Source organism: Vogesella sp. LIG4 (assembly GCF_900090205.1).
Classification (GTDB): Bacteria; Pseudomonadota; Gammaproteobacteria; order Burkholderiales; family Chromobacteriaceae; genus Vogesella.
On the sequence record NZ_LT607802.1, the window covers coordinates 2378548 to 2403716 of the forward strand.

24 protein-coding genes and 4 tRNA genes are annotated in these 25169 nt (G+C 60.0%); 14 read left to right on the forward strand and 14 right to left on the reverse strand.

The window, feature by feature from the left end; translation table 11 throughout:
- Position 1: 1 nt before the first annotated feature.
- From PSELUDRAFT_RS11210 to PSELUDRAFT_RS11255, 10 genes are all read left to right on the forward strand, one after another.
- Entirely contained in the window at positions 2–745 is a 744-nt protein-coding gene (locus PSELUDRAFT_RS11210; RefSeq protein WP_197693853.1) for a class I SAM-dependent methyltransferase, read from the forward strand.
- Positions 738–1181 (forward strand): ribonuclease HI, encoded by a 444-nt coding sequence (gene rnhA, locus PSELUDRAFT_RS11215; protein ID WP_088966924.1) that lies wholly within the window; start codon positions 738–740, stop codon positions 1179–1181. The genes PSELUDRAFT_RS11210 and rnhA overlap by 8 nt, the downstream gene beginning before the upstream one ends.
- A gap of 23 nt (positions 1182–1204) precedes the next feature.
- Positions 1205–1933, forward strand: a complete 729-nt coding sequence (gene dnaQ, locus PSELUDRAFT_RS11220) for a DNA polymerase III subunit epsilon (RefSeq protein ID WP_088966925.1) — start codon at positions 1205–1207, stop codon at positions 1931–1933.
- Between the two features lie 11 nt (positions 1934–1944).
- A complete protein-coding gene (ispD, locus tag PSELUDRAFT_RS11225; RefSeq protein ID WP_088966926.1) occupies positions 1945–2634 on the forward strand; it encodes a 2-C-methyl-D-erythritol 4-phosphate cytidylyltransferase in 690 nt (229 codons plus the stop codon).
- On the forward strand, positions 2631–3119 hold the full coding sequence (gene ispF / locus PSELUDRAFT_RS11230) for a 2-C-methyl-D-erythritol 2,4-cyclodiphosphate synthase (RefSeq protein WP_088966927.1): 489 nt from the start codon (positions 2631–2633) through the stop codon (positions 3117–3119). Before ispD ends, ispF begins: the two co-directional genes overlap by 4 nt.
- Before the next feature lie 66 nt (positions 3120–3185).
- Complete coding sequence (gene rpiA, locus PSELUDRAFT_RS11235; protein ID WP_179947536.1) at positions 3186–3848, forward strand: ribose-5-phosphate isomerase RpiA; 663 nt, start codon at positions 3186–3188, stop codon at positions 3846–3848.
- Positions 3849–4261: 413 nt separating this feature from the next.
- On the forward strand, positions 4262–4975 hold the full coding sequence (phoU, locus tag PSELUDRAFT_RS11240) for a phosphate signaling complex protein PhoU (protein WP_088966929.1): 714 nt from the start codon (positions 4262–4264) through the stop codon (positions 4973–4975).
- A 136-nt stretch (positions 4976–5111) separates the two neighbouring features.
- Positions 5112–6605, forward strand: a complete 1494-nt coding sequence (gene ppx, locus PSELUDRAFT_RS11245; RefSeq protein WP_231895200.1) for an exopolyphosphatase — start codon at positions 5112–5114, stop codon at positions 6603–6605.
- A 269-nt stretch (positions 6606–6874) separates the two neighbouring features.
- Positions 6875–8803: a PAS domain S-box protein gene (locus tag PSELUDRAFT_RS11250; protein ID WP_088966931.1), complete on the forward strand. Its 1929-nt coding sequence runs from the start codon at positions 6875–6877 to the stop codon at positions 8801–8803.
- 89 nt (positions 8804–8892) lie between these two features.
- Positions 8893–11250, forward strand: coding sequence for a heavy metal translocating P-type ATPase (locus PSELUDRAFT_RS11255; protein WP_088966932.1), 2358 nt, complete (start codon positions 8893–8895; stop codon positions 11248–11250).
- 93 nt (positions 11251–11343) lie between these two features.
- Here the strand turns inward: PSELUDRAFT_RS11255 and PSELUDRAFT_RS11260 are convergent, their stop codons facing one another.
- From PSELUDRAFT_RS11260 to PSELUDRAFT_RS11270, 3 genes are all read right to left on the reverse strand, one after another.
- A complete protein-coding gene (locus PSELUDRAFT_RS11260; RefSeq protein ID WP_088966933.1) occupies positions 11344–11523 on the reverse strand; it encodes a hypothetical protein in 180 nt (59 codons plus the stop codon).
- A 36-nt stretch (positions 11524–11559) separates the two neighbouring features.
- Positions 11560–11820 carry a translation initiation factor IF-1 gene (gene infA / locus PSELUDRAFT_RS11265; protein ID WP_088968475.1) on the reverse strand — a complete coding sequence of 87 codons (261 nt, stop codon included), beginning with the start codon at positions 11818–11820 and terminating at the stop codon, positions 11560–11562.
- 309 nt (positions 11821–12129) lie between these two features.
- A complete protein-coding gene (locus PSELUDRAFT_RS11270) occupies positions 12130–12747 on the reverse strand; it encodes a LysE/ArgO family amino acid transporter (protein ID WP_231895201.1) in 618 nt (205 codons plus the stop codon).
- Between the two features lie 140 nt (positions 12748–12887).
- Here PSELUDRAFT_RS11270 and PSELUDRAFT_RS11275 point away from each other — a divergent pair, with 140 nt between their 5' ends.
- On the forward strand, positions 12888–13331 hold the full coding sequence (locus PSELUDRAFT_RS11275; RefSeq protein ID WP_088966935.1) for an Lrp/AsnC family transcriptional regulator: 444 nt from the start codon (positions 12888–12890) through the stop codon (positions 13329–13331).
- A gap of 75 nt (positions 13332–13406) precedes the next feature.
- On the opposite strand, the gene PSELUDRAFT_RS11280 is transcribed toward PSELUDRAFT_RS11275, so the two are convergent.
- Both PSELUDRAFT_RS11280 and PSELUDRAFT_RS11285 read right to left on the reverse strand, forming a co-directional pair.
- On the reverse strand, positions 13407–13700 hold the full coding sequence (locus PSELUDRAFT_RS11280) for a SemiSWEET transporter (protein WP_231895202.1): 294 nt from the start codon (positions 13698–13700) through the stop codon (positions 13407–13409).
- A 415-nt stretch (positions 13701–14115) separates the two neighbouring features.
- Positions 14116–14445 (reverse strand): hypothetical protein, encoded by a 330-nt coding sequence (locus PSELUDRAFT_RS11285; protein ID WP_179947537.1) that lies wholly within the window; start codon positions 14443–14445, stop codon positions 14116–14118.
- Positions 14446–14860: 415 nt separating this feature from the next.
- Here PSELUDRAFT_RS11285 and PSELUDRAFT_RS11290 point away from each other — a divergent pair, with 415 nt between their 5' ends.
- Complete coding sequence (locus tag PSELUDRAFT_RS11290) at positions 14861–16393, forward strand: autotransporter outer membrane beta-barrel domain-containing protein (protein ID WP_088966937.1); 1533 nt, start codon at positions 14861–14863, stop codon at positions 16391–16393.
- A gap of 177 nt (positions 16394–16570) precedes the next feature.
- Positions 16571–17239, forward strand: a complete 669-nt coding sequence (locus tag PSELUDRAFT_RS11295; protein ID WP_088966938.1) for a recombinase family protein — start codon at positions 16571–16573, stop codon at positions 17237–17239.
- Positions 17240–17362: 123 nt separating this feature from the next.
- Here the strand turns inward: PSELUDRAFT_RS11295 and PSELUDRAFT_RS11300 are convergent, their stop codons facing one another.
- The 5 genes from PSELUDRAFT_RS11300 to rlmD all read right to left on the reverse strand — a co-directional run bounded on the left by PSELUDRAFT_RS11300 (position 17363) and on the right by rlmD (position 23518).
- Positions 17363–17647, reverse strand: a complete 285-nt coding sequence (locus tag PSELUDRAFT_RS11300) for a hypothetical protein (protein ID WP_197693854.1) — start codon at positions 17645–17647, stop codon at positions 17363–17365.
- Between the two features lie 261 nt (positions 17648–17908).
- A complete protein-coding gene (locus tag PSELUDRAFT_RS11305) occupies positions 17909–18778 on the reverse strand; it encodes a hypothetical protein (RefSeq protein ID WP_157725096.1) in 870 nt (289 codons plus the stop codon).
- A 608-nt stretch (positions 18779–19386) separates the two neighbouring features.
- On the reverse strand, positions 19387–19911 hold the full coding sequence (locus PSELUDRAFT_RS19380) for a hypothetical protein (RefSeq protein WP_157725097.1): 525 nt from the start codon (positions 19909–19911) through the stop codon (positions 19387–19389).
- 761 nt (positions 19912–20672) lie between these two features.
- The gene (locus tag PSELUDRAFT_RS11310) at positions 20673–21866 is read right to left on the reverse strand and encodes a site-specific integrase (RefSeq protein WP_088966941.1); all 1194 of its coding nucleotides are present in this window, start codon (positions 21864–21866) and stop codon (positions 20673–20675) included.
- A 68-nt stretch (positions 21867–21934) separates the two neighbouring features.
- On the reverse strand, positions 21935–23518 hold the full coding sequence (gene rlmD / locus PSELUDRAFT_RS11315; protein WP_088966942.1) for a 23S rRNA (uracil(1939)-C(5))-methyltransferase RlmD: 1584 nt from the start codon (positions 23516–23518) through the stop codon (positions 21935–21937).
- A 126-nt stretch (positions 23519–23644) separates the two neighbouring features.
- Between rlmD and PSELUDRAFT_RS11320 the strand changes: the two genes are divergently transcribed.
- Entirely contained in the window at positions 23645–24532 is an 888-nt protein-coding gene (locus PSELUDRAFT_RS11320) for a L,D-transpeptidase (RefSeq protein ID WP_088966943.1), read from the forward strand.
- A gap of 101 nt (positions 24533–24633) precedes the next feature.
- On the opposite strand, the gene PSELUDRAFT_RS11325 is transcribed toward PSELUDRAFT_RS11320, so the two are convergent.
- The 4 genes from PSELUDRAFT_RS11325 to PSELUDRAFT_RS11340 form a co-directional block, all read right to left on the reverse strand.
- Positions 24634–24720, reverse strand: a tRNA-Leu gene (locus tag PSELUDRAFT_RS11325).
- Between the two features lie 53 nt (positions 24721–24773).
- A tRNA-Leu gene (locus PSELUDRAFT_RS11330) sits at positions 24774–24860 on the reverse strand.
- Positions 24861–24899: 39 nt separating this feature from the next.
- Positions 24900–24986 (reverse strand) — tRNA-Leu (locus tag PSELUDRAFT_RS11335).
- A gap of 31 nt (positions 24987–25017) precedes the next feature.
- Positions 25018–25104, reverse strand: a tRNA-Leu gene (locus PSELUDRAFT_RS11340).
- Positions 25105–25169: the final 65 nt, after the last annotated feature.

The window sequence follows — 25169 nt, forward strand, 5'->3', positions numbered from 1 at the left end:
AATGGAAGCATTTGCTGACTGGCTGGCCAGCGCGGAACTGGGTCAATACCTGCTGTGCCGCGAGCAGGCGTACTTCGACCGCGTGGTGGCGGATGCGTTCGGCTTTCGCGCCGTGCAGGTCGGTCTTACCGAGTATGACTTCCTGGCCTGCAACCGCATTCCCTGGCATGGCTATGCCGGGGCAGAGGCCAGCGCCGACGTGGTCTGCGATGCGGCCTTCCTGCCGTTCGACAGCCGCAGCCTGGACCTGCTGGTGATGCCGCATGCGCTGGATTTTACCAGCCAGCCGCACCAGGTGCTGCGCGAGGCGGAGCGGGTGCTGATGCCGGAAGGGCGCCTGGTGCTCACCGGCTTCAACCCTATATCGCTGTGGGGGAGCTGCCGTGTGCTGCATGGCCGGCGCAATACCCCGTGGAGCGGCAATTTCTTCAGCCCGGCGCGCATCCGCGACTGGATGGCGCTGCTGCAATTGGAAGCCACCGCCACCGCCTTCATGGCATACTCGCCGCCTTTCAACCGCGGGGACTGGCTGTCGCGCTGGCAGTTCATGGACAGCCTGGGCGAGCGCGGCTGGTCGCTGGCGGCCGGCGTGTACGGCATCGAGGCGGTCAAGCGCCAGCGCGGCATGCGCCTGCTGATGCCGGCCTGGAAGCCGGCCAAGGCCGGCAGCGGCCTGATCGTGGCCGGCGGCAACGAGCGCCACCCCGTCAAACAATCTGTGCAGGACGAAATACCACATGGCTGACGACAGCATCGTCGAGATTTACCCGGACGGCGCCTGCAAGGGCAACCCCGGCCCCGGTGGCTGGGGCGTGTTGCTGCGCTACAAGGGCCAGGAGAAGGAAATGTTTGGTGGCGAGCCCAATACCACCAACAACCGTATGGAACTCACCGCGGTGATCCGCGGCCTGGAAACGCTGAAGCGGCCATGCCGCATCGTGGTGCATACCGACTCGCAGTACGTGCAGAAGGGCATCAGCGAGTGGATTCACGGCTGGAAGAAGCGCGGCTGGATAACCAGCAACAAGGAGCCGGTGAAGAACGCCGACCTGTGGCAGCAGCTGGATGAGCTGCGCAACCGCCACCAGGTGGACTGGCGCTGGGTGAAGGGCCATGCCGGCCACGAATTCAACGAACGCGCCGACCAGCTTGCCAATGCCGGCGTCGCCAGCCTGCGCTGACGCGGCCAACCTGTAGACTCCTTATGCGCCAGATCATTCTCGATACCGAAACCACCGGCCTGGACCCGAACCAGGGCCACCGCATCATCGAATTCGCCGGCCTGGAAATGGTGAACCGCAAGCTCACCGGCCGCTACCTGCACCTGTACATGCACCCGGAGCGCGAGATCGACCCGGATGCCGAGCGCGTGCACGGCATTTCGTTGGCCTTCCTGGCCGACAAGCCCAAGTTCCGCGACGTCGCCGCCGAGTTGAGCGAATTCATCGCCGATGCCGAGCTGATCATCCACAACGCGCCATTCGACGTCGGCTTCATGAATGCCGAATTCAACCGCCTGGGCCTGCCGCTGGTGGACAAGCAGTGCGCGCAGATCACCGACACGCTGGCGATGGCGCGCGATGCCTTTCCCGGCAAGCGCAACAGCCTGGATGCGCTGTGTGACCGCTTCGAGATCGACCGCAGCAACCGTACTTTCCACGGCGCGCTGATCGACTGCGAGCTGCTGTCCGAGGTCTACCTGTGGATGACCCGCGGCCAGGACAGCCTGATGATGGACATCGGCTACGGCGAAGACGGCGATGGCAGCAATGCACTGGGCTTCAAGTTCGAGCGCAAGCCGCTGACGGTGCTGGCACCGAGCGCGGACGAGTTGGCCGCACACCAGGAATACCTGGATACGCTGGACAAGAGCGTCAAGGGCAGCTGTCTGTGGCGCAGCATCGAAAACCCGCCCACCGAGGCACCCGCCTGAGAGCAGCCGACATGACCCGACGCATCGCGCTGGTGCCGGCGGCCGGCCACGGCAGCCGCTTCGGCTCGGCCACTCCCAAGCAGTACCTGGACATAGGCGGCCAGCCCTTGCTGGCACACACCCTGGCCGTGCTTGCGGCCAACCCCGACATCGACCTGGTGGCGGTGGTGATTTCGCCGGGTGACGAATGGTTTGCCGGCTTCGACTGGCCGCTGCCCAAGCTGCGGGTGCTGCGTGTGGGCGGCGCCAGCCGCGCCGAAAGCGTGGCCAATGGCCTGGCGGCGCTGGCGCCGGCAGCCGACGACTGGGTGCTGGTGCACGATGCTGCACGCTGCTGCCTGTCGCCGCAGGCGCTGGCGCGGCTGATCGCCGAGATTGGCGACGACGCCGTGGGCGGCATCCTGGCGCAGCCGGTGGCCGATACCGTGAAGCAGGGCGATGCCAGTGCACGCATTGCCGCCACGGTGCCGCGCGACGGGCTGTGGCTGGCGCAGACGCCGCAGATGTTCCGCGCCGGCCTGCTGGCCAGCGCGCTGGCCGATGCGGCCAACCCGGGGATAACCGACGAAGCCTCCGCCATCGAACTGCTGGGCCATGCGCCACGGCTGGTGGTGGGCGAGGCGCAGAATTTCAAGGTGACCTGGCCGGGCGATCTCGCGCTGGCCGGCGCCATTCTGGCTGCTAGAAAGGATCAAGCATGACCCCGTTCCGTATCGGTCAGGGCTACGACGTACACCGCCTGGTGGAAGGCCGGCCGCTGATCCTGGGCGGCGTGACCATCCCGCACGACAAGGGCCTGCTGGGGCATTCCGATGCCGACGCGCTGCTGCACGCCATCACCGACGCGGTGCTGGGCGCCGCCGCGCTGGGCGACATCGGCCGCCATTTTCCGGACACCGATCCCACCTTCAAGGGCGCCGACAGCGGCGTGCTGCTGCAGGAAGCGATGCGCCGCGTGCGCGCCGCCGGCTGGCAGCTGGTGAACGTGGACAGCACCATCATTGCGCAGCAACCCAAGCTGGCGCCGCATATCGACGCCATCCGCGCGCGCATCGCCGCGCTGCTGGACATCGACGTGGGCTGCGTCAACGTCAAGGGCAAGACCAACGAGAAGCTGGGCTACCTCGGCCGTGCCGAAGCCATTGAGACCCAGGCAGTGTGCCTGCTGGTGCCAGTGGCCGGCTAGGCATGGCCGCAACGTTGGCCGCATCAAATTCATAACACCAAACACCTGAAAACCGCGGAGCAAATCATGGACCAGAACCAGCTGAAACAGCAGGTGGCACAGGCCGCCATCAAGTTTGTGCCGGACGACTGCATCGTCGGCGTGGGCACCGGCAGCACCGTCAATTTCTTCATCGACGAGCTGGCCAAGATCAAGGGCCGCATCAAGGGCGCGGTGTCCAGCTCCGAAGCCAGCAGCAAGCGGCTGAAGGATATCGGCATCCCGGTGCTGGACCTGAACAGCGTCGGCCCCGATGAAGTACCGGTGTACGTGGACGGCGCCGACGAGGTGAACCATCACCTGCACATGATCAAGGGCGGCGGCGCCGCACTGACGCGCGAGAAGATCGTGGCCGCGGTAGCGCAGCAGTTCATCTGCATCGCCGACGCCAGCAAGTACGTGGAGATCATGGGCAAGTTCCCGCTGCCGGTGGAGGTGATCCCGATGGCGCGCAGCCACGTGGCGCGCGAGCTGGTGAAGCTGGGCGGCCAGCCGGAATGGCGCATGGGCGTGACTACCGACAACGGCAACATCATCCTCGACGTGCACGGCCTGCAGATTGCCGAGCCGGTGAAGCTGGAGCAGCAGATCAACCAGATCGTGGGCGTGGTGACCAACGGCCTGTTCGCCGCGCGCCGTGCCGACGTGCTGCTGCTGGGAACCCCGGACGGGGTGAAGGAATACCGCTAAGTATCGGCTTACGATCTGCTGCGCTTCGGCAATACGGCGTTGAAACCGCCTGCGGAATGCTCATTGACGCCATGTCAACTCCGCTTCCGCAGTCGTTTTCGCCTTGTCTTGCTTTAGCTCGCGAGATCGTAAACAGATTCTGAGTATCGGCTTACGATCTGCTGCGCTTCGGCAATACGGCGTTGAAACCGCCTGCGGAATGCTCATTGACGCCATGTCAACTCCGCTTCCGCAGTCGTTTTCGCCTTGTCTTGCCCTAGCTCGCGAGATCGTAAACAGATTCTGATCTGGCGCGCCTGTCGCTAACACGGTGGCGGCCTGGCCTGCCGGGCAGTCGGCATGGCTTGCAATGTTTCTGTCACAAAGCTGGGTTACGCTACGCCGTTCCGTCGAAATTCTGACCGAGGTCTGACATGCCCGAACATCTTTCCAAACAGTATGACCTGGAGCTCGAAACCATCCGCACCCGCGTGCTGCAGATGGGTGGGCTGGTTGAGCAGCAGATCCGCGCCGCGCTGGACGCGCTGCAGGATGGCGATGTGGCGCGCCTGGAGCGTGTGATCGCCGACGACGCCAAGGTCAACGCACTGGAAGTGCAGATCGATGACGACTGCCAGCACATTATCGTGCGCCGCCAGCCGGCCGCCAGCGACCTGCGCATGGTGGTCGCGGTGATCAAGACCATCACTGATCTGGAGCGCATCGGCGACGAAGCGCAGAAGATCGCCCGCGTTGGCCGCGACCTGTGCCAGAGCGCACGCATGCCGTCGCCGCGTTTCCGCGAAGTGGCCAAGCTGGCGGAAACCGCGCTGGCCATGCTGCACCGCGCGCTGGACGCCTTTGCCCGCCTGGACCCTACCGCCGCGGTGGAGCTGGCGGAAGAAGACATCCTGCTGGATCAGGACTACGCCTCGGAAATGCGCGCGCAGATCACCTTCATGATGGAAGACCCGCGCACCATCAGCACGTCCATCGATACCCTGTTCCTGTGCAAGGCCATCGAGCGCATCGGCGACCATGCCAAGAACATTTCGGAGTACGTGGTGTACCTGGTGAAGGGCAAGGATATCCGTCACACTTCGCTGGAAGAAAAGAAGCGCGAGTCGCTGGGCGACACCGCCCAGTAAGCCGTTGCCGGCGGCTTGCTGACAGGCTTGTCGTGGGTCAGCAGTTTGGCCAAATCATTTTGTCGGCAGCCGGAACGGCGGTAACATCTGTTACCGCCGTTTTCTATTAAACTTAACTCTCCGAAGGGGTGAGCTTTTGAGTACCGTTACGCCCCCGTTTGATGTGCTGGCTACCGTGGACATGGGGTCGAACAGCTTCCGGCTGCAGATTTCCCGCGTGGTGGACGACCAGCTGTATACCCTGGATTCCCTGAAAGAAACCGTACGTCTGGGTGGCGGCCTGCAAGCCGACAAGACCCTGGACGATGAAACCCTGGCGCGTGCGCTGGGTTGCATGGCGCGCTTTGGCGAACGCCTGCGCGGGCTGGACCCGAAGCAGGTGCGCGTGGTGGGCACCAACACCCTGCGCGTGGCCCGCAATGCCGCGGCCTTCATCACCGAGGCCGAGCGCCTGCTGGGCTTCCCCATCGAGATCATCGCCGGCCGCGAAGAAGCGCGCCTCATCTACCTGGGCGCTGCGCACAGCCTGCCGGCCACCAAGGAACGCCGCCTGGTGGTGGACATCGGCGGCGGCTCCACCGAATTCATCATCGGCAGCCAGTACAAGGCACAGGTGACGGAAAGCCTGCCGCTGGGCTGCGTGACCTTCAGCAAGCGCTTCTTCGAGGATGGCAAGATCAGCAAGAATGCCTTCCGCGATGCCGAGTTGGCCGCACGCAACGAGATTCAGCGCATCGTGCACCAGTATCCGGCCAGCGAGTGGCAGCTGGCGGTGGGCACTTCCGGCACCGCGCGCTCGCTGCGCGACATCATGGAAATCAACGACTGGTCGGGTGGCGAGATCACCCTGGCCGGCATGCGCCGCCTGCGCGAGGCGCTGATCCGCTTCGGGCATATCAAGGATGTGGACATCAACGGCCTGAAGGCGGACCGCGTGCCGGTACTGCCGGGCGGGCTGGCGATCATGATTGCCATTTTTGAATCGTTGCACATCGAGCGCATGATCGTGACCGATGGCGCGCTGCGCGATGGCGTACTGTATGACCTGCTTGGCCGCCAGCGGGAGAAGGACATGCGCGATTCCACCATCACCCAGTTCAAGCGCCGCTACCACGTGGATACCGCGCAGGCGCAGCGGGTGACACAGCTGGCCGAAGCGCTGTACCGCATGGTGGCCGGCAGCCCGCTGGATGAGGACATGCTCAAGCGCGTGGTCTGGGCGGCGCGGGTGCATGAAATCGGCCTGTCCATTGCCCACACTGCCTACCACAAGCATTCGGCCTACATCCTGAGCAATGCCGACATGCCGGGCTTCTCGCGCCGCGAGCAGAGCCAGCTGGCCACCATCGTGCTGGGGCACCGTGGCGACATGGGCAAGATGCTGCGTGAAGTGAGCGACGAAGCGCTGTGGCCGGCAGTGCTGGCGCTGCGCCTGGCCGCGCTGTTCTACCGCAGCCGCAATGCGGTGGAGGTGGAGGCCATTCACGGCCTGCGCCGCACGCTCAACGGCTACGCGCTGACCGTGGGCAAGGACTGGCTTGCGGCCAACCCGCTGACCATGGCGGCGTTCAAGCTGGAAATCACCCAGTGGCGCGACATCGGCGTGGCCCTGGAGCTGCGCGGCGACTGAGCCGACAGCGCCTTGCCGATACGGCCGTGCAGCCAGACTGCACGGCCGTTTTTATTGCCTGTTGTACGCTGGTTGCCGGGCCGGTATAGGCAAATCGTAAATATAAAATTATCGAACTATATGAACACCAGGCAGCTGCTGTCGCACGCGCATTGCCCGCTGCAGCAACGGTTGGCCAAGGCGGGCGGAATCCCCGGCAGAGCAGCGGTGGCCTGCCTAATCTGTAAGCATTGACCATTCCCGACGCGTGCCACGGCACGGAGCCCTCTATGTCGCAAGCCGCCTTGCCACCTTTCGAACGCGAACGGCTGTCCCTGCTGCTGGCGCTGCAATTGCTTGACACGCCAGCGGAGGTGGCATTCGACCGCATCACCCGGCTGGCCAGCCAGCTGCTGCAGGTGCCTATCGCGCTGGTGTCGCTGGTGGACGAAAAGCGGCAATGGTTTAAATCCCGGGTAGGGCTGGAGGCGCAGGAAACGCCGCGCGAGTTTGCCTTCTGCGCCCATGCCCTCCTGCAGGCGGCGCCGCTGGTCGTGGAGGACGCCACCCGCGACAGCCGCTTTGCCGACAACCCGCTGGTTACCACCGCGCCGGGCATTCGCTTCTACGCCGGCGTACAGCTGCTGTCGCGGCAGGGCTACCCGCTGGGCACGCTGTGCGTCATCGACACCGTGCCCAGGACGTTGGCCGCATCGCAGCTGGCGGTATTGCAGGATCTGGCCGGCATCGTGACCGAGCAGCTGCAGCAGCGCGAGCGCTCGCAGCAGGCGCAAAAGCAGATCGAGGAAGCGCAGCAGCTGCTGCGCGAGCGCGAACAGCGGCTGCGGCTGATATTCGAGCATGCCGGCGTGGGCATTGCGCTGCTGGGGCCGGATGGCGGCTGGTTCAGTGTCAACGACACCCTGAGCCAGATCACCGGCTACCCGCGTGAGGAGCTGCTGGCGCTGCGCTTTGCCGACCTGGCCTACCCGGCAGACGCCGCCATTGGCGCGGCGGAGCATGCCGCCATGTTGCGCGGCAAGATCGACCGCTACCAGGTGGAAAAGCGCTACCTGTGCCGCGACGGCAGCCTGCGCTGGGTCAGCCTGGTCGTCACCCGGCAGTACCAGCAGCAGGACCAGCAGCATTACCTGATCGTCATCGTCAAGGATATCCAGGCGCGCAAGGCCGCCGAGGCCGAGCTGCTTGGCCTGCGGCAGGAGCTGGAACAGCGGGTGCAGGAGCGCACTGCGCAGCTGCAGCAGTCCAACAACCGGCTGTCGGCGGCGGTGGGGCGGCAGAGGCAGATCGAACAGCAGCTGCGCAAGCGCGAGGCCGAGCTGACCGCGGTGCTGGAGCATGCCAGCGAGGCCTATATCTGCATCGACGAACACGGCCTGGTGATTGCCTGGAACCGGCAGGCCAGCGAGACCTTCGGCTGGGCGGCGGACGAGGTGCTGGGCAAGCCGCTGGCCGAGCTGATCATTCCGCCGCCGATGCGCAGCGCCCACCACGGCGGTTTGCTGCGTTACCTGCAAACCGGCGAGGCGGTGGTGCTCGACCACCGGCTGGAGCTGCCGGCGCTGACCAGGGACGGGCGCACCATTCCGGTGGAAATGAGCATCCGCGCACTGCAGCTGGAGGACCAGCTGATTTTCAGTGCCTTCCTGCATGACATCTCCGAGCGCAAGGCCGCCGAGCAGCAGCGCGAGTTCGAGGCGCGCCACGATGCGCTGACCGGGCTGCCGAACCGGCGGGCCTTCTTCGAGCGCCTGCGCGCAGCCCAGACCCGGGTGCAGGAGGGCGACGAGTCACTGGCGCTGCTGTTCATCGACCTGGACGGCTTCAAGGAAGTGAACGACCGCTTCGGCCACGATGCCGGCGACAGCGTGCTGCGTGAAGTGGCATCGCGCCTGCGCAGCATGGCGACCGATGGTGCCAGCATCGCCCGCCTGGGCGGCGACGAGATGATCATCCTGCTGCAGCGCCCGGTGCTGGGCGAGAGTGCCGTGCAGGCGCTGGCCGAGCAGGTACGCAGCGTGGTGGGCCAGCCGGTGCCGCTGGGAGAGGCTGGCGCGCAGGCGCAGGTCAGCGCCAGCATCGGCATTGCCATGCAGCAGCCGGGCGAGACGATCAGCCCGGACCAGCTGGTGGCCCGGGCTGACAAGGCGATGTACGGTGCCAAGCGCAGCGGCAAGGCCAGGGTGCGCTGGGGATAAGCGCGCCGGAAGCTGGTTGCTGCAGCGACTTTGCTTTATACCCCTGTGGGGTATATCATGAGGCCATGATCCGAGTGCCGAGGGCCACCATGAGCCAGCAAACCGTCACCCTGCCTGTACAGGGCATGACCTGCGCCGCCTGCGCGCAGCGTATCGAGAAAGTACTGAACCGCCTGCCCGGCGTCAGCGCCAATGTCAGCTTCGCCAGCGAATCCGCCCGCATCGATTTCGACCCGGCGCAGCAGGATGTCACCGCACTGCGCGGCGCCATCGGCAAGGCCGGTTTTGCCGTGCCGGAAGCCAGCCTGCAGCTGGCGGTGTCCGGCATGACCTGCGTGGCCTGCGCGCAGCGCATCGAGAAAGTGCTGAACCGCCTGCCCGGCGTTGCGGCCAACGTCAACTTCGCCACCGAAACCGCCAGCGTGCATTTTCCCGCCGGCAGCCTGCAGGCCGACGCGGTAATCGCCGCCATCCGCCGCGCAGGCTACGACGCCACGCTGCAGAGCGACGACAGCGCCGAGCGCAGCGCGCGCGAGCGGCAGCACTACCAGCGCGAGCTGGCCTGGTTCGGGTTGTCGCTGCTGCTGACACTGCCGTTTGCCGGCGAGATGTGGATGATGGCCGGCGGAAGCGGCCAGCACGGCTGGCTGCCGCGCATGTGGCAGCTGGCGCTGGCCACTCCGGTGCAGCTGCTGGTGGGCTGGCGTTTTTACCGTGGTGCCTGGCTGGCGCTGCGCGGCGGTGCGGCCAACATGGATGTGCTGGTGGCGCTGGGCACCAGCATGGCCTGGCTGTGGTCGGCTTGGGTCACCCTGGGCGGGCGCCACGATCTGTATGTGTACTTTGAAGCCAGCACGGTGATCATCACCCTGGTGCTGATGGGCAAGCTGCTGGAGGCGCGCGCCAAGCGCCGTACCGCCGGCGCCATCGAAAGCCTGCTGGCGCTGTCGCCCAAGACCGCGCGGGTGGAGCGCGACGGGCAACTGCTGGAGCTGGCCATCGCCCAACTGCAGGCCGGCGACCTGGTGATCGTGCGCCATGGCGAACGGCTGGCGGTGGATGGCGAGGTGGAGGCCGGCCAGGCGGTGCTGGACGAAAGCCTGCTCACCGGCGAGAGCCTGCCGGTGGAGCGCACCGTGGGCGACCGCGTCTACGCCGGCACCCAGAACAGCGGCGGCATGCTCAAGGTGCGCGCCCGCAGCGTGGGCAGCCACACCCAGCTGGCCGCCATCGTGCGCGCGGTGGCGGAGGCGCAGGGCAGCAAGGCGCCGATCCAGGCGCTGGCCGACCGCATCGCTGCCGTATTCGTGCCGGCGGTGCTGAGCATTGCGCTGCTTACTTTCCTGCTCAGCGGCTGGCTGCTGGCCGACTGGCCACGCGCCATCATCCACGCGGTGGCGGTGCTGGTGATTGCCTGCCCGTGTGCGCTGGGCCTGGCCACGCCGACGGCGGTAATGGTGGGCATGGGCAACGGCGCACGGCGCGGGGTGCTGTTCCGCAATGCCACCGCGCTGCAGCACGCCGCCGAACTGGATCTGCTGGTGGTGGACAAGACCGGCACGCTGACGGTGGGCAAGCCGCAGCTGACCGACATCGTGCCGCTGACTGCGGGGGATGAGGCGCAGTGGCTGGCGTGGGCGGCGGCGCTGGAGCAGGGCGCCGAGCACCCGCTGGCACAGGCGGTACTGGCCGCCGCCAGCGCACGCCAGCTGCCGCTGGCGGCGGTGGAAGGTTTTGCCGCCACCATCGGCAAGGGAGTGGACGCCACGCTGCCGGGCGTGGGCCGGCTGCGGCTGGGCACGCCGGACTGGGTGCTGGGCGAGGTGCCGGCCGCGGCGCAGCCGCTGTACGCCGCCGGCAAGACGGTGCTGGCACTGTCGCGCGACGGTGAAGCGCAGGCACTGCTGGCGCTTGCCGACCAGTTGCGGCCAACGTCGCCGCAGGCGGTGCAGCGCCTGGCCGAGCTGGGGGTGAAGGTGGCGATGCTCACCGGCGACAAGCCGGAAACCGCCGCCACCATTGCCCACCAGGCCGGCATCGGCGAAGTGCATGCCGGGCAGAGCCCGCAGGACAAGGCGGCGCAGATCCGCCAGTGGCAGGCGCAGGGCCTGCGCGTGGCCATGGTGGGCGACGGCATCAACGATGCGCCGGCGCTGGCGGCGGCCAACGTCAGCTTTGCCATGGGTGCCGGTGCCGACGTGGCCATCGAGGCGGCGGACGTGACGCTGATGCACGGCGACCTGCTGCATCTGGCCGACGCCATCCGCCTGTCGCGCGCCACCATGGGCAAGATTCGCCAGAACCTGTTCTTTGCCTTCGTCTACAACGTGCTGGGTATTCCGCTGGCGGCGCTGGGCATGCTCAACCCGGTGATTGCCGGCGCGGCGATGGCGGCCAGCTCGGTATCGGTGGTGAGCAACTCGCTGCTGCTGCGCCGCTGGCGCTGAGGCGGAAGGTTGGCCGCAAGGCTGCTGCTTGGCGCTGGGACACCAGGAATGCAAAAACCCGCCGGAAGGCGGGTTTTCTGTGAGTGCTACGGCTTACGCCGCGGTGACGAAGGCATCACCCTGGTAGCAGGCGCTTTCGATGCCGAACGCCGAGCGGAAGGTCACCATGAAGCGGCGGCCGATTTGCTGGATGGACAGTACTTCAAACGCGATAGTCGAATTGTCGATTTGCTGGGTGATGTGATCACCCTGTTTCAGTTCTTTGATTTTCATTGGGTATTTCCTTGCGGCTACCCATGCGGGTGGCCGTTAATAGCGGCGCCTTGCGGGAGCCGCGTTTTCTATTTTTGCGGTTGGGTGGCGGAAATTGATGCGCCCCTTGGTGAGATCATAGGGCGACATTTCCACCGTGACTCGGTCGCCGACCAGCACGCGAATGCGGTGCAGCTTCATCTTGCCCGAGCCGTAAGCGAGAATCTCCACGTTGTTATCGAGCCGGACGCGGAAACGCGACTCCGGCAGCATCTCGATGACTACGCCTTGCAATTCGATCATGTCTTCTTTGGACACGGTAGCTCCGATTCTGAAAATGGCAGCGCGCCACACGTGTAGAAACACGGTGGAATGGCGAATGGCTTCGTAAACCTGAGCGGAAATTGCTGTACGAGGTGACAGCAGTTAAGGCAAGGCAGGCGGCTGTTGGGTAACCGCCTAGAGAAGAGTCAGCCGGCAGTTTGACGATAAATGCTTGATTTGTCAAATTTTATTGTTCTGGCGTTGCGTGGAGGGGCTGTCGTGCAGGGCTGCCGGGCCTGCAGCAAGGCGATGCTGCAGGCTCGTCATGGCCGGTTTGAGAGGCTGACGGCCTGCTGTTTGGCGTCATCGCTGCGCCAGCATCGGCGCCAATACCTGCCACGCCATGCCGGCGGCAAAAACCAGCAACAGCATCCCGCATAGCCGATCCACCCAGTTGCGACCGCGCGCGCCCAGCCTGGCCAGCAGCCGCCCGCCACCATAGGCCAGCAGCAGCCACCACAGGGCAGAGCCGCAGAACACGCCCAGTACCATCAGCACCGCCTCGCGGCCGGCGGGGGCGTGGCCGCCGGCCAGGCCGGCGAATACCGCGATGAAAGACAGAATGGTCATCGGGTTGGTCAGCGTCAGTGCCAGGGCGCTGCTGTAGGCGCCGAGCAGCCGGCCGCCCTCGCGGGCGTTGGCCGCAAGCTCGGCAGGCGGGCGGCGCAGCGTGGCCAGCCCCAGGTAGCACAGCACCACGCTGCCGGCCAGCGCCAGCGGCGTGGCCAGCGCGGTGAGCCAGCCTATCAGCACCCCCATGCCGGCAGCGCCCACGCTGGCATACAGCGCATCGGCAGTGGCAGCGCCCAGGCCAGTGGCCAGCCCGCGCGCCGGGCCGTGGCGCAGCGTGCGCTCGATGCACAGCAGGCCGATGGGGCCGACCGGCGCGGCAATCGCCAGGCCGATGGCAAGGGCTTGCATGAAGACAGCCATGGTTCACTCCCGTACAGATCGAATATAGCTAGTGTGCCGGTGACGGCAGCGCGCAGCCATGCCATGCTGCAGGCAGGGCACATGGTGTGCCTGCAAATTTCAGGTCAAACCGCAAACGGACCTTACAAATGGAAATTGACGCGAAATCCTGGGCCATCCTGGAGGCACTGCAGGCCAATGCACGCCAGTCTCTGACCGAGCTGGCGCAAGGTGTGGGCATGTCGCTGCCGGCGGTGTCGGAGCGGGTGAAACGGCTGGAGGAGGGCGGGGTGATCCGCGGCTACCACGCGGTGGTGGCGCCACTGAAAACCGGCTATGCGCTGTCGGCGCTGGTGGGCATTACCGTGCCGCAGCCGGCCAAGAAAACCCTGCTGGACCGGCTGGCGGCCATGCCGGAAGTGCAGGAATGCCACCATGTCACCGGTAACGATTCCTACGTATTCCGCCTGCTGGCGCGTGATGTGTCACATCTGGAACTGCTGGTGTCGCGGCTGAATGACCTGGGCGAGACGCGCACCAGCATCATCCTGTCCACGCCCATCAGCCTGCGGCCGGTGCTGCCGCCGAGGTAGCGGGCTGTGGCTGCAAAGCAGCGATAAGCGCAACGCCAATGCCGCTAATCAGTGCATGGCGTCAACTGTGCCGGCTTAAGCGGCGCTGTCTCCGCGGCGTTTCACTTCTTCCCGCAGCTTCAGGCTCAGGATGATGCCTGCCAGCAATAACGTGATGGCATTGGCCGCGATCACCGGGCTGGCCCCCAGCTGAATGCCGTAGAACAGCCACAACGCCACGCCGCCGACAAACATCAGGTACATGGAAAGGGAAATGCTGCGCAAATCCCGGGTGCGGATGGCTTGCCACACTTGCGGGAGAAAGCTTGCGGTGGTGAGGAAGGCTGCCAGGTAGCCGTAATATTCTATATTCATGATGTTGAGTGCCACTTTACTGTCGCACAAGCGTGCATGCTTCTATTGTATATCATTTTGTTGCAATGCAGCATATTTGCACTGGCTGGCAATCCCGGCGTTGGCAAGCTCATGTTGCTATGAGCCTCTTGCATGCGCCGGGCACGAAACGGCAGCGTGTGCGCCGGCTGGCATGTGGCTGGCAGCCGGCTCTGTATCGATACCTGTGCGGTAGCTGCAAGGTTTCAAGCAGTCAGGCAGGCATGGCTAGCCCATGAGGCGTACGGCAGCGGCAACTGGGGCCAATTTGGGGTAGTGCACTGCCAGAAGCCCTTGCCCAGGCTGGCAAGAGCACCGCCTGTGATGTGCTGCATCAAGCCAACAAAAAAAGACAGCACGGCGTGAGCCGGTGCTGTCCTTTTTGTTGGGTGCCGGGGTGAGCAGGCCGCGCTTATTCGCCCTGTACCTCGCCCTGCGCCTCACTGCCGGCTTCCGCCTGCCGTGCCTCGTAAGTAGCGCGCTTGTCGGCATTGGCTTGCGTGCGGGCGTGGAACTCGGCGGTGCGGGCAGCCTTTGCGGCCAACCTTTCGGCTTTTTCCGCGGCCTGCTGCTCGGCCAGCGTGGCTTCGCGCTCCAGGCGGGCGGCAATAGCGATCTCGCGAGCGGCAGCGCGCTGCGCTTCTTCCTCTGCTTCCATCGCTTCCAGCTCGGCGCGGGTCTTGCACGGGCCGGTCTTTTCGAACCAGGCAATGGACTCCACGTGCGCGGTGTGCGGGAACATGTTAACGATTGAAACGAGCAGCTTCAGATGCTTTGTATGCTTGTACTCCAGTAGGCAGACTCAGGCTGTCTGGGGTTGAAAAGGGTTGTAGCCCATCATGCCAGCAGATGCAGCCAAACAGCTACAGTTTTCTTGCTGCTTACATGGCATAAGATCACTTCGGCTGCCATGTATCTAATCCGCAACACCTACAGAACAATGTCTTCATGAAAACCCAATGTTTTACCATGTTGCATTTTTTTATTTTCAAATAAAATCAATGCATTGCAATGAAATTATGGTGTGTTTCACTCTTTTCGGTGCCGTCAAGTAAAGTGGTTTTACTCAACAAGCATTAGCAACTGAGTAAACAGATATGTATTAATGTTGATAACATAAACATATCTATTGATCACACCTGCGAGGCACGGTAGTAATGAAAATTTTTAAGCAAAACAAACTGACGCTTGTTGTCACCACTACTCTCTTACTACTGGCAACGCCCGCGGCATTCGCCTCACAACTTGTAACAACTGGCGGAATTCTCATTCCAACAGCTTTTGTTGGAAACCCTGGTACATATAACGGCACAACGGTGACCGCTCCGTCCAGCTCTGGCAGCTATTTCCTGCTGAGTTCTCCGTTTGCCGCTAGTTCGGCATGGACCGTAACCGCGACCATTTCCGGCACTCCTTTTTTGGCTCTTTGCACCACTGCAAACTGCTCTTCATTTAGTCCGTATGGCATTAACGCGGCAAGTGGAAGCCTCAGCTTTACAAACTCCAATACAGCCAACGTTGGTACCGCCTATGGCCTGTTCTTTGGTAGCTTCTTTGGCACGACAACCTTCACCAACTTCAACCTTGTGTTCAACAGTACCCAGGTACAGAAGTCCACAACCGCTGTTCATAACAACACGGCCTACAATGCGGCAGGAGTTATCGATGAGACGCCTGCACTGCTGAGTCTCTTTACCAACGCCAATTTGTCCACTGATCAGCAAGTTTCCGCTGCCGTCAGCCAGATTTTGCCGTTACTCACCGGTGGCAGTTTCCAGGCCGTTAACGGGGCACTGTTCAACATCAACCAAGTGATCGGGGGACGCCTACAGGGGGGCTCCTCGGGTGATGGCTACTTCACCGATAAGTACGTCTGGGTAAAGCCGTTCGGCTCCTGGGCTAAACAGGATGATCAGAATGGTGTTAGCGGCTTCAAGGCCAATACCACCGGCCTCGCGGTGGGGGCCGATGCCAAGATCAGCCCGCAGCTTCGTCTGGGTGCCGCCTTTGCTTACGCCAAGAGCGATGTAGACAGTAATTCCAGTGCCGCAGCTCAGAGCAACAAGGTGGATGTGTTCCAGTTGGTGGGTTATGGCAGTTACGCGCTGCCGCAGAACCTGAACCTGGATTTCCAGGCAGACGTAGGCCAGAACCGTAATCACGGCGAGCGCACCATTGCCTTTACCAGCACTGTGGCTTCGTCCGTATACGACAGCTACACCGCCCATGCCGGCTTGGGGCTGGGTCGTAATTACCAGCTGAGTGAAAAAACCAGCGTTACCCCGGAGTTGCGTGCCGATTACACTTGGATCAAGGACAAGGCCTACCAGGAAAGTGGAGCCGGCCTGTTGAACCTCAACGTGGATAGCCGCAGCACCGAACAGTTTGTACTGGGTCTGGATGGCAAGCTGGATCACAAGCTCAACGACAGTACTACGCTGAATGCCAAACTGGGTGTGGGCTACGATACCTTGGCCAAGCGGAACAGTATTACTGCAACTTTTGCAGGTGCACCAGGTGCCGCATTCACTACTTACGGTCTGAATCCTGACCCGTGGATTGAACACGTTGGTCTGGGGTTGACTCATACCACCCAGTCTGGGGCCGAGCTCAGTATCAATTACGATGCCGAACACCGTGATGGCTACAACAACCAGACCGCTTCGCTGAAAGCGCGTTGGGCGTTTTAATCCATAGCGTAGGCCCATAGCCGGAATACTATGGGCTGTTTTGTCAAAAACCCGATGCTAATAAACTGGTGTCGGGTTTTTCTTCGTCCTGCCAGTTGCTGCGGTAACCGATGGAGTTTGCTATATTGACTACGTATTAAATGAACGTTATGAATTGTTGTCGGTTAGGGGAAGAACATGGCATCTGGTAAGTTCGTGGCGTACTACCGAGTCAGCACGGCAAAGCAGGGGCAGAGTGGTTTGGGCATGGAAGCTCAACAAGCCGCCGTAGCTGCATACCTCAACGGTGGCAACTGGGAACTGATCGACAACTTTCAGGAGGTCGAAACCGGCAAGGGCAGCAATGCGCTAGATAAACGCCCTCAGTTGAAAGCCGCGCTCGCGGCCTGCAGGAAGCATGGGGCAACACTCATCATCGCTAAGCTGGATCGGCTAGCTCGTAATGTGCACTTCGTCTCAGGTTTACTGGAGGCTGGTGTTGATTTCGTTGCTGCAGATATGCCTCAGGCCAACAAGGTCATGATTCAGATGCACGCGGTGATGTCGGAATGGGAGCGTGACCAGATCAGTGCACGTACTAAGGCTGCCCTGGCAGCAGCTAAGGCAAGGGGCGTTGTTCTCGGTAAGGCTGGTGCTGATAACCTGCGCCCTAATATTGAACAGCGGCAAGCGGCGGCGAAAGACTTCGTCAACAAGCTGCGAGGCATATTTACTGGTATGCGTTCACGGGGGTTATCGCAGCGACAGATGGTCGAAGAACTGAATGTTCTAGGTATCAAAGCCAGCAGGGGCGGTGAATGGTCGCTACTGCAGGTACAGCGTGTGCTCAAGGCAATCGATAGCTAACGATTGGGGCGTATCGATCCAAAGCTGACGTCACCACATAGAAAAGCAGACGTGCAAAGTCTGACGTAAGGGAGGGCTGAAGCAGCGAAGCGATAGACGGGGGAGCTGGCAGACGCTCAGTTACTACTGTGACCGTTTAATTGCACTGGCTAATTCCCACGCTTTACTACTAAGCACGGTGAACCGTTCATTCAGTCCTGTGTGCTCAGGCTTCCATTCAATAACACCGTCTTTATTGTTTTGGCCAAGTACAACATCGTTCAATGAACCCATGCCACCATATGCTGAAAGAAGAAGCTCGATACCCGAGTAATCTGAGTTGAGCAGACGCGCTCTTACTTTCAGTACCCAGCCGCTCCAGTAGGTGTTTCCATCGCTTTCGAGAACGGAAGCGAGTTCATCCAGCACGCTGACTAGCTCTTGAGTTTTGGGGCCCAATTTATATGCACCTAACAGTTATACGGATAGAGTTCAGTTGTGCCCCTCCCCCAGGTGAACGACTGCTTACAGCAGAATTTTGACTGGCTGCAACTGGCTGCTAGCTAATAGCAGACAAAATGCTTCACTGAGTAGCTCTCGTGGGGCTTGCGCTAGGTATCGACCCTTGGTGGACAATTACCACCTGTCATTCCGGCCGTTCAATGTGAGAGTAAGTGGCCTCGCAGTGCATCATTCGTCAGTTGCATGCGATACAGCAACTTGCTCTGTACCGATGATGACCTTTTGGGTAAACACGTTCCTATGCTGTTCGTTATTCATGTCGAAATGACCAACTACAACATGATACTCGGGCATATCGAATGCAGGAAATAGCCTGATCCCTGCGATGATTACTGGTCGCATAGGTTCCTTTATATGGACGGTGATGCCTAGCAGGTGTGCCCCTTTGGGGTCTGGTGTTGGTAGTTCTTCGTTTCCACCTACAACGTGACAGACATTCGTGGTTCGACACATGATCGTATCCAGTGTCATTTGCATCGGCGTGAAATTGCCTAGTCCAATTTCAGCCACAACATACGAGTAAGCGATTTTCGCTATCTGCCGCGCAAACTCCACCGGAACCGCTAGTAACTTGATCATTCTGTCCCAGTGGTACTGCTCTATGAACGCATCTAGCTCTTTCTTGTTGAACAGGGAGATGGGAATCCACGTGTTTATCTCGACTTCTGGTGGGTAACCCTGAAAATAGGTGGCCAGCTGGTACTTGTACACAAACAGCATTACCGGGTGATCGAGAACGGGCACATACGCAGTGCCCTTCTTCCCATTTGGCATCAGCGTGCCAATCTTCATGGTTTCCGGCCGTTGCTTCTTGTTCCGGGTCTGGACGTTGTGTTTGATTCTGAAGTGCCCAAAGATTCGCCGGGCTACGGTCATCTCATAGGGTTGGATGATCTTCTCGCACTGATGGCAGCTTGCCTTAGGCAGTACCATTCCGCCATTTAGAGCAAATGGGATGATGTGCTCATCCCCTAAATCTGTTGTCGGACTATCACAGTAGATGCATTGGCCGACTGGTGGATAGTAGAACGTTGGCACAACAAGCCCCCCTTATAAGTATATGGTGCTCGAATGTCTGCAATGCTGATCCTAGAACTAAGTCCGCTCCTGGCCGATAGCTGCCATGGTAGCACATTGACATGTCATCTGCTTCTGGGCGACACAGCTGGTTGCAAGCCGGATTCGTGGTGGCGACACCTGTGACTAGATACCGCGGAATATGAACCTAACCTCAGCAGCAATACCCTAGCCCGCAAACGCGGGCTTTTCCATATGCATCCCTTGTCCATTCGTAGAGCTAGTCACACGGCTGCATGCGCTGTAGACACGGCTCCTACATGGGCCTGGGTTGTGCACGTTCAGGCTTGGTCACTGCCGCGTGGAACACCAGCCTAGCCCTTCTATGATATTTCAATTTCTCATCGCTTAAGCTACCCCCGGCTTACGCAAATGCTCAGCGGCCCTCGCAATCTGGAGTTTTTCGTATTTATTCATTCAAAGAATTGCATCGTGCACATGGTTTCATATGCATTTAAAGTGTTGTTTAAATGTATTTTGCTATTATTTGATGTATTTTGCTAAGCCGCACAGTGGCAAGCGCAATCCAATCTATGGCTGCGCATACACTATGGCTAGTATTTGATGTTTTATCCTATTTCTTTGTGGTGGCCATGTTGTTTTTTTAAGTGGGAGGTAATGGTATTGACACAAATGCGGGCCGCGCTGGATAATTTCCTAGAGTGGCTTTCAGATGCCCAAGTTATTTCTCGTATGGTTTGAGTTTCTATTTGTTCTGCGTTGGAAATTATAATGAAAATGTCTTCTTTTACTAGGCCTCTTGTTCCACCGTAATCTAGGCTACAAGCCCCTGTAATAATGTCATCAAGAAAAGGGTGTTTTTCAGTTGCTTCCTCAAATGATGCAAAATCATGAAGTAGTGCACGGCATATATCATTTTTAAGAACCTTCGGTTTTCTTCCGCGATTTGAATTCTTTGGCGTGCTTTCAATTTTTACTATTTTTGAAGGGAGGTCTGGTAGTGGGCTATTGAGCTCATCGAAGCTATTGATGATGATTTTTTTCGGTAAACTTTCTAATTTAATGCTAAGGGGGAAAGTTTCGCCAGTGTCTTTTGCTACTACCCAGTGAATATGACGGTTATTTTCTATCATTATTGTTGTTATCGTTTTGGTGTGCCTGTCTGAATTTGCCTTTTGATTGAGGGTGCCGATTATCTAGGAAAAGGTCAGGGCGAAGGCATGCCTTCAGACATAGGTGGAAATGCAGGGGGCTGAATTTCGATCACCTAAAGAAGGCGGTTGTGAAGAGGTAAACGTAGGGCACTGCCTGAATTTCGATCACCTAAAGAAGAGGGATGGCGAATGGCAGTGGGCAGATAGAAATACAGGGGGCCTGAATTTCGATCACCTAAAGAGAGGGGATGATTGAGCGCTTGTTACTGTAGCCTGGGTGGAGCAATGGTTAGGCCGAAGATTGTGGCCTAGGTGGTACTGGACATGGACTCGAATGAATGTCGAACAGCGTTTTTATGCTTAACTTGGCAATAGTTCTTTGCCTCTACTGTTACGGTAACATGAAAAGGATATGAGTCAAGTGCAGCTCTGCCCGCAAGCATTGCTGATGATGGGGGCTGGGTAGATTGCGGGTATCAATAATCAATTTGCATTGTTGTATGCTGTAGGGGGGATTCATTTCATTCATCCCGCCCCTACGGTGTGTGCTTCAGAAACACCAATCAATAAGGGTAGGCTAAGCATTACCCCGTGATGGAGGTGAGGGCGAGTAGCCCTTGCCGACTGAACGATCAAGCAATTGAAATTTGTTTTACAGGATTGATTAGATGAAATAAAACATGCCTATGTTAATATGGTTTCCTATTTAATGATAGTCAATAATATCTATTGACTGATTTTTAAAAACTTCCTATTGAGATTTTAGATTGATTTTGTTGGTTAATTTCCTTCGTGTATAGCAATTCCGTAATATGGGTGTTTATTCGTTGTATTGGTGTGGCCAAGTCGTCAGCAGTAAAGCGAATGTAATGAAGTTGGGTTACATCTGCACCTGCATGGTGATTTAGTAATGCTTTGATTTGATAGGCGTTTAGCCCAAGCTTTGCAGCTTGAGAGGCAAATGTTCGCCGCAGGGTATGGGCGGTAAATGTGATGCCAGTCTTCTGGGCAATGACAGAACACCAGTTTCTAATCTGGGCGGGGAATAGGGCAGTAGTTGGCCCTTTACCTGCACATAGTCGCTGCAGGATAGATTCAAGTTCCTGACTGATAGGTAGGGTATGTGGCTTGCCGTTCTTAGTGTCCTGCAGGCTGAGGAGCCTGTTCTTGAAGTCGATGCAGGATGGGGTGAGCTTTAGTAGCTCTGAGAGGCGTAGCCCCGTGTAGAGCCCTGTGAGCGCAAATAACCGCTTGTGCTCGCTTACCTTCGCCAGCCCATCACCAAGTTGCCGAATCTGGCTATCAAGCAATACGTCATCTTTAGCCTTAGTGCGTTTCTTCTCGCCCGATGCTGTCAGTGCAGTGAACACATCCGGCAGTTCGACTTCCTGTGTTGCACCCCACCAGCGCCAGATAGCTTTGAGCAGCGTGACGGCTGCGTTTGCTTTGGCTACAGAAATGTTGCTTTTGAGCCCTGCATACAGCTTCCGTACTTGTTGTGATGTCAGAGCCAGTAGTGGCTTTCCAGCGTACTCAGATAGGTACAACCGCAGGGTTTTGCTATAGGTGGCCAGCGTGGTGGGCTTAAGCTGCTTGGCCTTGGTGTACTGCTGATACACCTCCTGCAGGGTAGGGGAGGTAGTTGCTTCAGGTTGGTGTGGCAGGGAAGGGCCAGAGGCGGCTATGGCATAGGTGTCGCGGTTTTGCTGTAGCCAATGAATGCAGCGGGCTCTTGCCATCTCGGCAGGGACTACAGGCCAAGTCCCGAGCTTGATGGTGACGCGTTTGCTTCTGACAGTCGAACGGAAGTACCAGACCTTGGCCCTGCGGCCAACACGCAAAGTAAACCCCGGAATCCGAGTGTCCTTGTATTCGACACGATCATCCGGGGTCTTGAGCCTGGCAATGGCGCTGTCAGTCAGGTGAATTTTCATGTTCCGCTCTGGGGTGAAACTGGGGTCGAGCGATACAAAAACTCATCTAAAGCAGCAGTGCTTCGCGCTTACTCCGCCTCACTACCACCTTCCGCCTGCCGTGCCTCGTAAGCAGCGCGCTTGTCGGCATTGGCCTGGGTGCGGGCGTGGAACTCGGCGGTGCGGGCAGCCTTTGCGGCCAACCTTTCGGCTTTTTCCGCGGCCTGCTGCTCGGCCAGCGTGGCTTCGCGCTCCAGGCGGGCGGCAATAGCGATCTCGCGAGCGGCAGCGCGCTGCGCTTCTTCCTCTGCTTCCATCGCTTCCAGCTCGGCGCGGGTCTTGCACGGGCCGGTCTTTTCGAACCAGGCAATGGACTCCACGTGCGCGGTGTGCGGGAACATGTTAACGATGCCGGCGGATTTCAGCGTGTAGCCCTTGGTGTGCACCAGCACGCCGGCGTCGCGCGCCAGGGTGGACGGGTTGCAGGACACGTACACGATGCGCTGCGGCGCGGTCTCCTCGGTAATGGCCTTCACCAGCTGGATGGCGCCGTCGCGCGGCGGGTCGATCAGCATCTTGTCGAACTTACCCAGCGCGGCGAACGATTCCTCGGTCACCTCGAACAGGTTGGCCATCTCGTAGCTCACCTTGTGCTGCAGCTGGTTGTGGGTGGCGTTTTCCACCGCGCGCTTCACCAGCGCTTCGCTGCCTTCCATGCCGTGCACGTCGGCGCCGCTGCGCGCGATCGGCAGGGTGAAGTTGCCGATGCCGCAGAACATGTCGGCGATGCGCTCGCCGGCCTTGGGGTCCAGCAGGCGTAGCGCACGGCTCACCATCACGTTGTTGATTTCCGGGTTCACCTGGGTGAATTCGGTGGGGTAGTACGGCATTTCCACGTTGAAGTCGCGCAGGCGGTAGGTGAGCTTGGGGGCATCCAGCGGGTAGATCGGGTAACAGGTATCCGGGCCTTTGGGCTGCAGCCAGATCTGCAGCGGGCGCTTGGGCTGCGAATACTGGTCGGAGAACTTCTTCAGGATGTCGAAGTCTGCATCGGTAATGGCTTCCATATTGCGGAACACCAGGATGTCCACTTCGGCGCCCACGGCAACTTCCACCTGCGGCATGCGGTTGTTGATCGACAGCTTGATGATCATTTCGCGCAGCGGCACGATGAGGTCGGAGATGTGCTTGGGCAGCACATGGCATTCGCGCATGTCGGCAATGAAGCTGGAGCGCTTCTCGTGGAAGCCCACCAGCACGCCGCCTTTTTTCTCCACCAGGCGCGCCGACAGGCGGGCGCGGTGGCGATAGCCCCAGGTCGGGCCGGCAATCGGGGTCATCACGACTTGCGGCTGTACTTTGCCAAGGCGGGTGAGGTTGTCTTCCAGTACGCGTTGCTTGATGGCTACCTGGGCGCTGAATTCCACGTGCTGCATCGAGCAGCCGCCGCAAACGCCAAAGTGCGGGCACGCCGGCGTGGTACGCATATAGCTGTCTTTGACGATATCGACAGCAACGGCGTTCTCGTAACTGGGCTTTTTGCGGAAGCTGCTGTAGCTCACGGTTTCGTAGGGCAGGGCGCCTTCGATGAAGATGGTCTTGCCGTCGATGTGGGCAACACCCCGACCTTCGTGGTCCAGTGATTCGATATGTGCAAGCTGCTGTTGAGTCATTGTTTTGTAAGTCAAAATGCGATAACAAAGACGACAATTGTCGCAGAAACCAGGGTAAAACGCACGGTGATGGCAGTTCACGATTACAGGGCAACACGGGCAGGTTCATCTGCTACCATCTCGGCTATGCGAGACGTACTCACTTTTTCCCTTTTACCGCGGCTGGGGCTGTGTATCGGCCTGCTGGCGGGGTTGGCGTTGCCCGCCCGCGCGGTGGAGCCGGAGCCGGATGTGGTTATTGCTCCCCAGGGGCAGCATCTGGTGGTCAACCTGCCGCAGACGCGCGTGCATCTGTACCAGGATGGCGTGCTGCTGCGCAGCTACCCTATTGCAGTTGGCCGCGACATTACCCGTACGCCTACCGGCAACTACAGCATTACCGGCATTACGCGTGACCCGACCTGGCACGTGCCCAAGTCCATTCAGGATGAAATGGCCAAGCAGGGCAAGGAGGTGAAGGTCGAGGTGCCGCCGGGGCCGGATAATCCGCTGGGCAAGGTGTTCATCCGCTTTGGCGAGCCGCGCCTGGGGCTGGGCTTTCACGGCACCAATCAGCCAACCAGTGTGCCGGGGGTGCGCAGCCATGGTTGCGTGCGGCTGCGTAATGAAAACGCGCTGGCCCTGGCCGACTGGGTGAATATGGGGGCGCAGGTCACCATTGCCTACCAGCCGCTGGTGCTGAACGTGGATGAAGCCGGCGAGCTGTGGATTACCGCCTATCACGATATCTATGGCTTCAAGGATCCGTCCTACCGCTACCTGGCCAATACCCTGCTGGCCTGGCAGCGTGAAACCGGGCGGGTGCTGTATGGCGCGCGGGTCGATCAGGCGATTCGCGAACGCAAGGGCAAGCCGGTGTGCCTGTCCTGCCGCAATGCGGAAAAAGCGGTGGTGAGTGGCAGCCTGATTGCCAAGCGCTGGTTGAGTACCGATGAGCCGGCGCAGCAATCGGTGGAGCCGGTGGGCGGTTATTTGAAGCAGAATCGCATGCCGGCAATTTATGGCGCCAGTTGAATAAATAAAAAACCCCGTATTTACGGGGTTTTTTATTTGACCATGAATCATGGCGATTAAAGCAAAAAAGCTGCAAATCATTTGATTTGCAGCTTTTTATTTGGTGCCCAGGAGAAGACTCGAACTTCCACAGTGTTGCCACCGCTAGGACCTGAACCTAGTGCGTCTACCAATTCCGCCACCTGGGCTTAAACCTGATTGTATGTTGCTGATGTGTAGGCACCAACAACAAGAAACTTGTTGGTGCCCAGGAGAAGACTCGAACTTCCACAGTGTTGCCACCGCTAGGACCTGAACCTAGTGCGTCTACCAATTCCGCCACCTGGGCACATCGCAAATTTTTATCCGGAGGGCATCAGCGTAGTGCTGGTGCCCAGGAGAAGACTCGAACTTCCACAGTGTTGCCACCGCTAGGACCTGAACCTAGTGCGTCTACCAATTCCGCCACCTGGGCCTTCCGGATTGTTACAGCGTTGCAGAGATTGTGGTGCCCAGGAGAAGACTCGAACTTCCACAGTGTTGCCACCGCTAGGACCTGAACCTAGTGCGTCTACCAATTCCGCCACCTGGGCTCTGCTATGCTGTATCATCGATGCGTTGCGTTGCTTTTTCGCTGCAGCACATCGAAGAAGCACGC

Coding starts and splice junctions, on each gene's coding strand:
- PSELUDRAFT_RS11210 (WP_197693853.1), top strand. CDS start 2: ATGGAAGCATTTGCTGACTGGCTGGCCAGCGCGGAACTGGGTCAATAC.
- rnhA (WP_088966924.1), top strand. CDS start 738: ATGGCTGACGACAGCATCGTCGAGATTTACCCGGACGGCGCCTGCAAG.
- dnaQ (WP_088966925.1), top strand. CDS start 1,205: ATGCGCCAGATCATTCTCGATACCGAAACCACCGGCCTGGACCCGAAC.
- ispD (WP_088966926.1), top strand. CDS start 1,945: ATGACCCGACGCATCGCGCTGGTGCCGGCGGCCGGCCACGGCAGCCGC.
- ispF (WP_088966927.1), top strand. CDS start 2,631: ATGACCCCGTTCCGTATCGGTCAGGGCTACGACGTACACCGCCTGGTG.
- rpiA (WP_179947536.1), top strand. CDS start 3,186: ATGGACCAGAACCAGCTGAAACAGCAGGTGGCACAGGCCGCCATCAAG.
- phoU (WP_088966929.1), top strand. CDS start 4,262: ATGCCCGAACATCTTTCCAAACAGTATGACCTGGAGCTCGAAACCATC.
- PSELUDRAFT_RS11250 (WP_088966931.1), top strand. CDS start 6,875: ATGTCGCAAGCCGCCTTGCCACCTTTCGAACGCGAACGGCTGTCCCTG.
- PSELUDRAFT_RS11255 (WP_088966932.1), top strand. CDS start 8,893: ATGAGCCAGCAAACCGTCACCCTGCCTGTACAGGGCATGACCTGCGCC.
- PSELUDRAFT_RS11260 (WP_088966933.1), bottom strand. CDS start 11,523: ATGAAAATCAAAGAACTGAAACAGGGTGATCACATCACCCAGCAAATC.
- PSELUDRAFT_RS11270 (WP_231895201.1), bottom strand. CDS start 12,747: ATGCAAGCCCTTGCCATCGGCCTGGCGATTGCCGCGCCGGTCGGCCCC.
- PSELUDRAFT_RS11275 (WP_088966935.1), top strand. CDS start 12,888: ATGGAAATTGACGCGAAATCCTGGGCCATCCTGGAGGCACTGCAGGCC.
- PSELUDRAFT_RS11285 (WP_179947537.1), bottom strand. CDS start 14,445: ATGTTCCCGCACACCGCGCACGTGGAGTCCATTGCCTGGTTCGAAAAG.
- PSELUDRAFT_RS11290 (WP_088966937.1), top strand. CDS start 14,861: ATGAAAATTTTTAAGCAAAACAAACTGACGCTTGTTGTCACCACTACT.
- PSELUDRAFT_RS11295 (WP_088966938.1), top strand. CDS start 16,571: ATGGCATCTGGTAAGTTCGTGGCGTACTACCGAGTCAGCACGGCAAAG.
- PSELUDRAFT_RS19380 (WP_157725097.1), bottom strand. CDS start 19,911: ATGATAGAAAATAACCGTCATATTCACTGGGTAGTAGCAAAAGACACT.
- PSELUDRAFT_RS11310 (WP_088966941.1), bottom strand. CDS start 21,866: ATGAAAATTCACCTGACTGACAGCGCCATTGCCAGGCTCAAGACCCCG.
- rlmD (WP_088966942.1), bottom strand. CDS start 23,518: ATGACTCAACAGCAGCTTGCACATATCGAATCACTGGACCACGAAGGT.
- PSELUDRAFT_RS11320 (WP_088966943.1), top strand. CDS start 23,645: ATGCGAGACGTACTCACTTTTTCCCTTTTACCGCGGCTGGGGCTGTGT.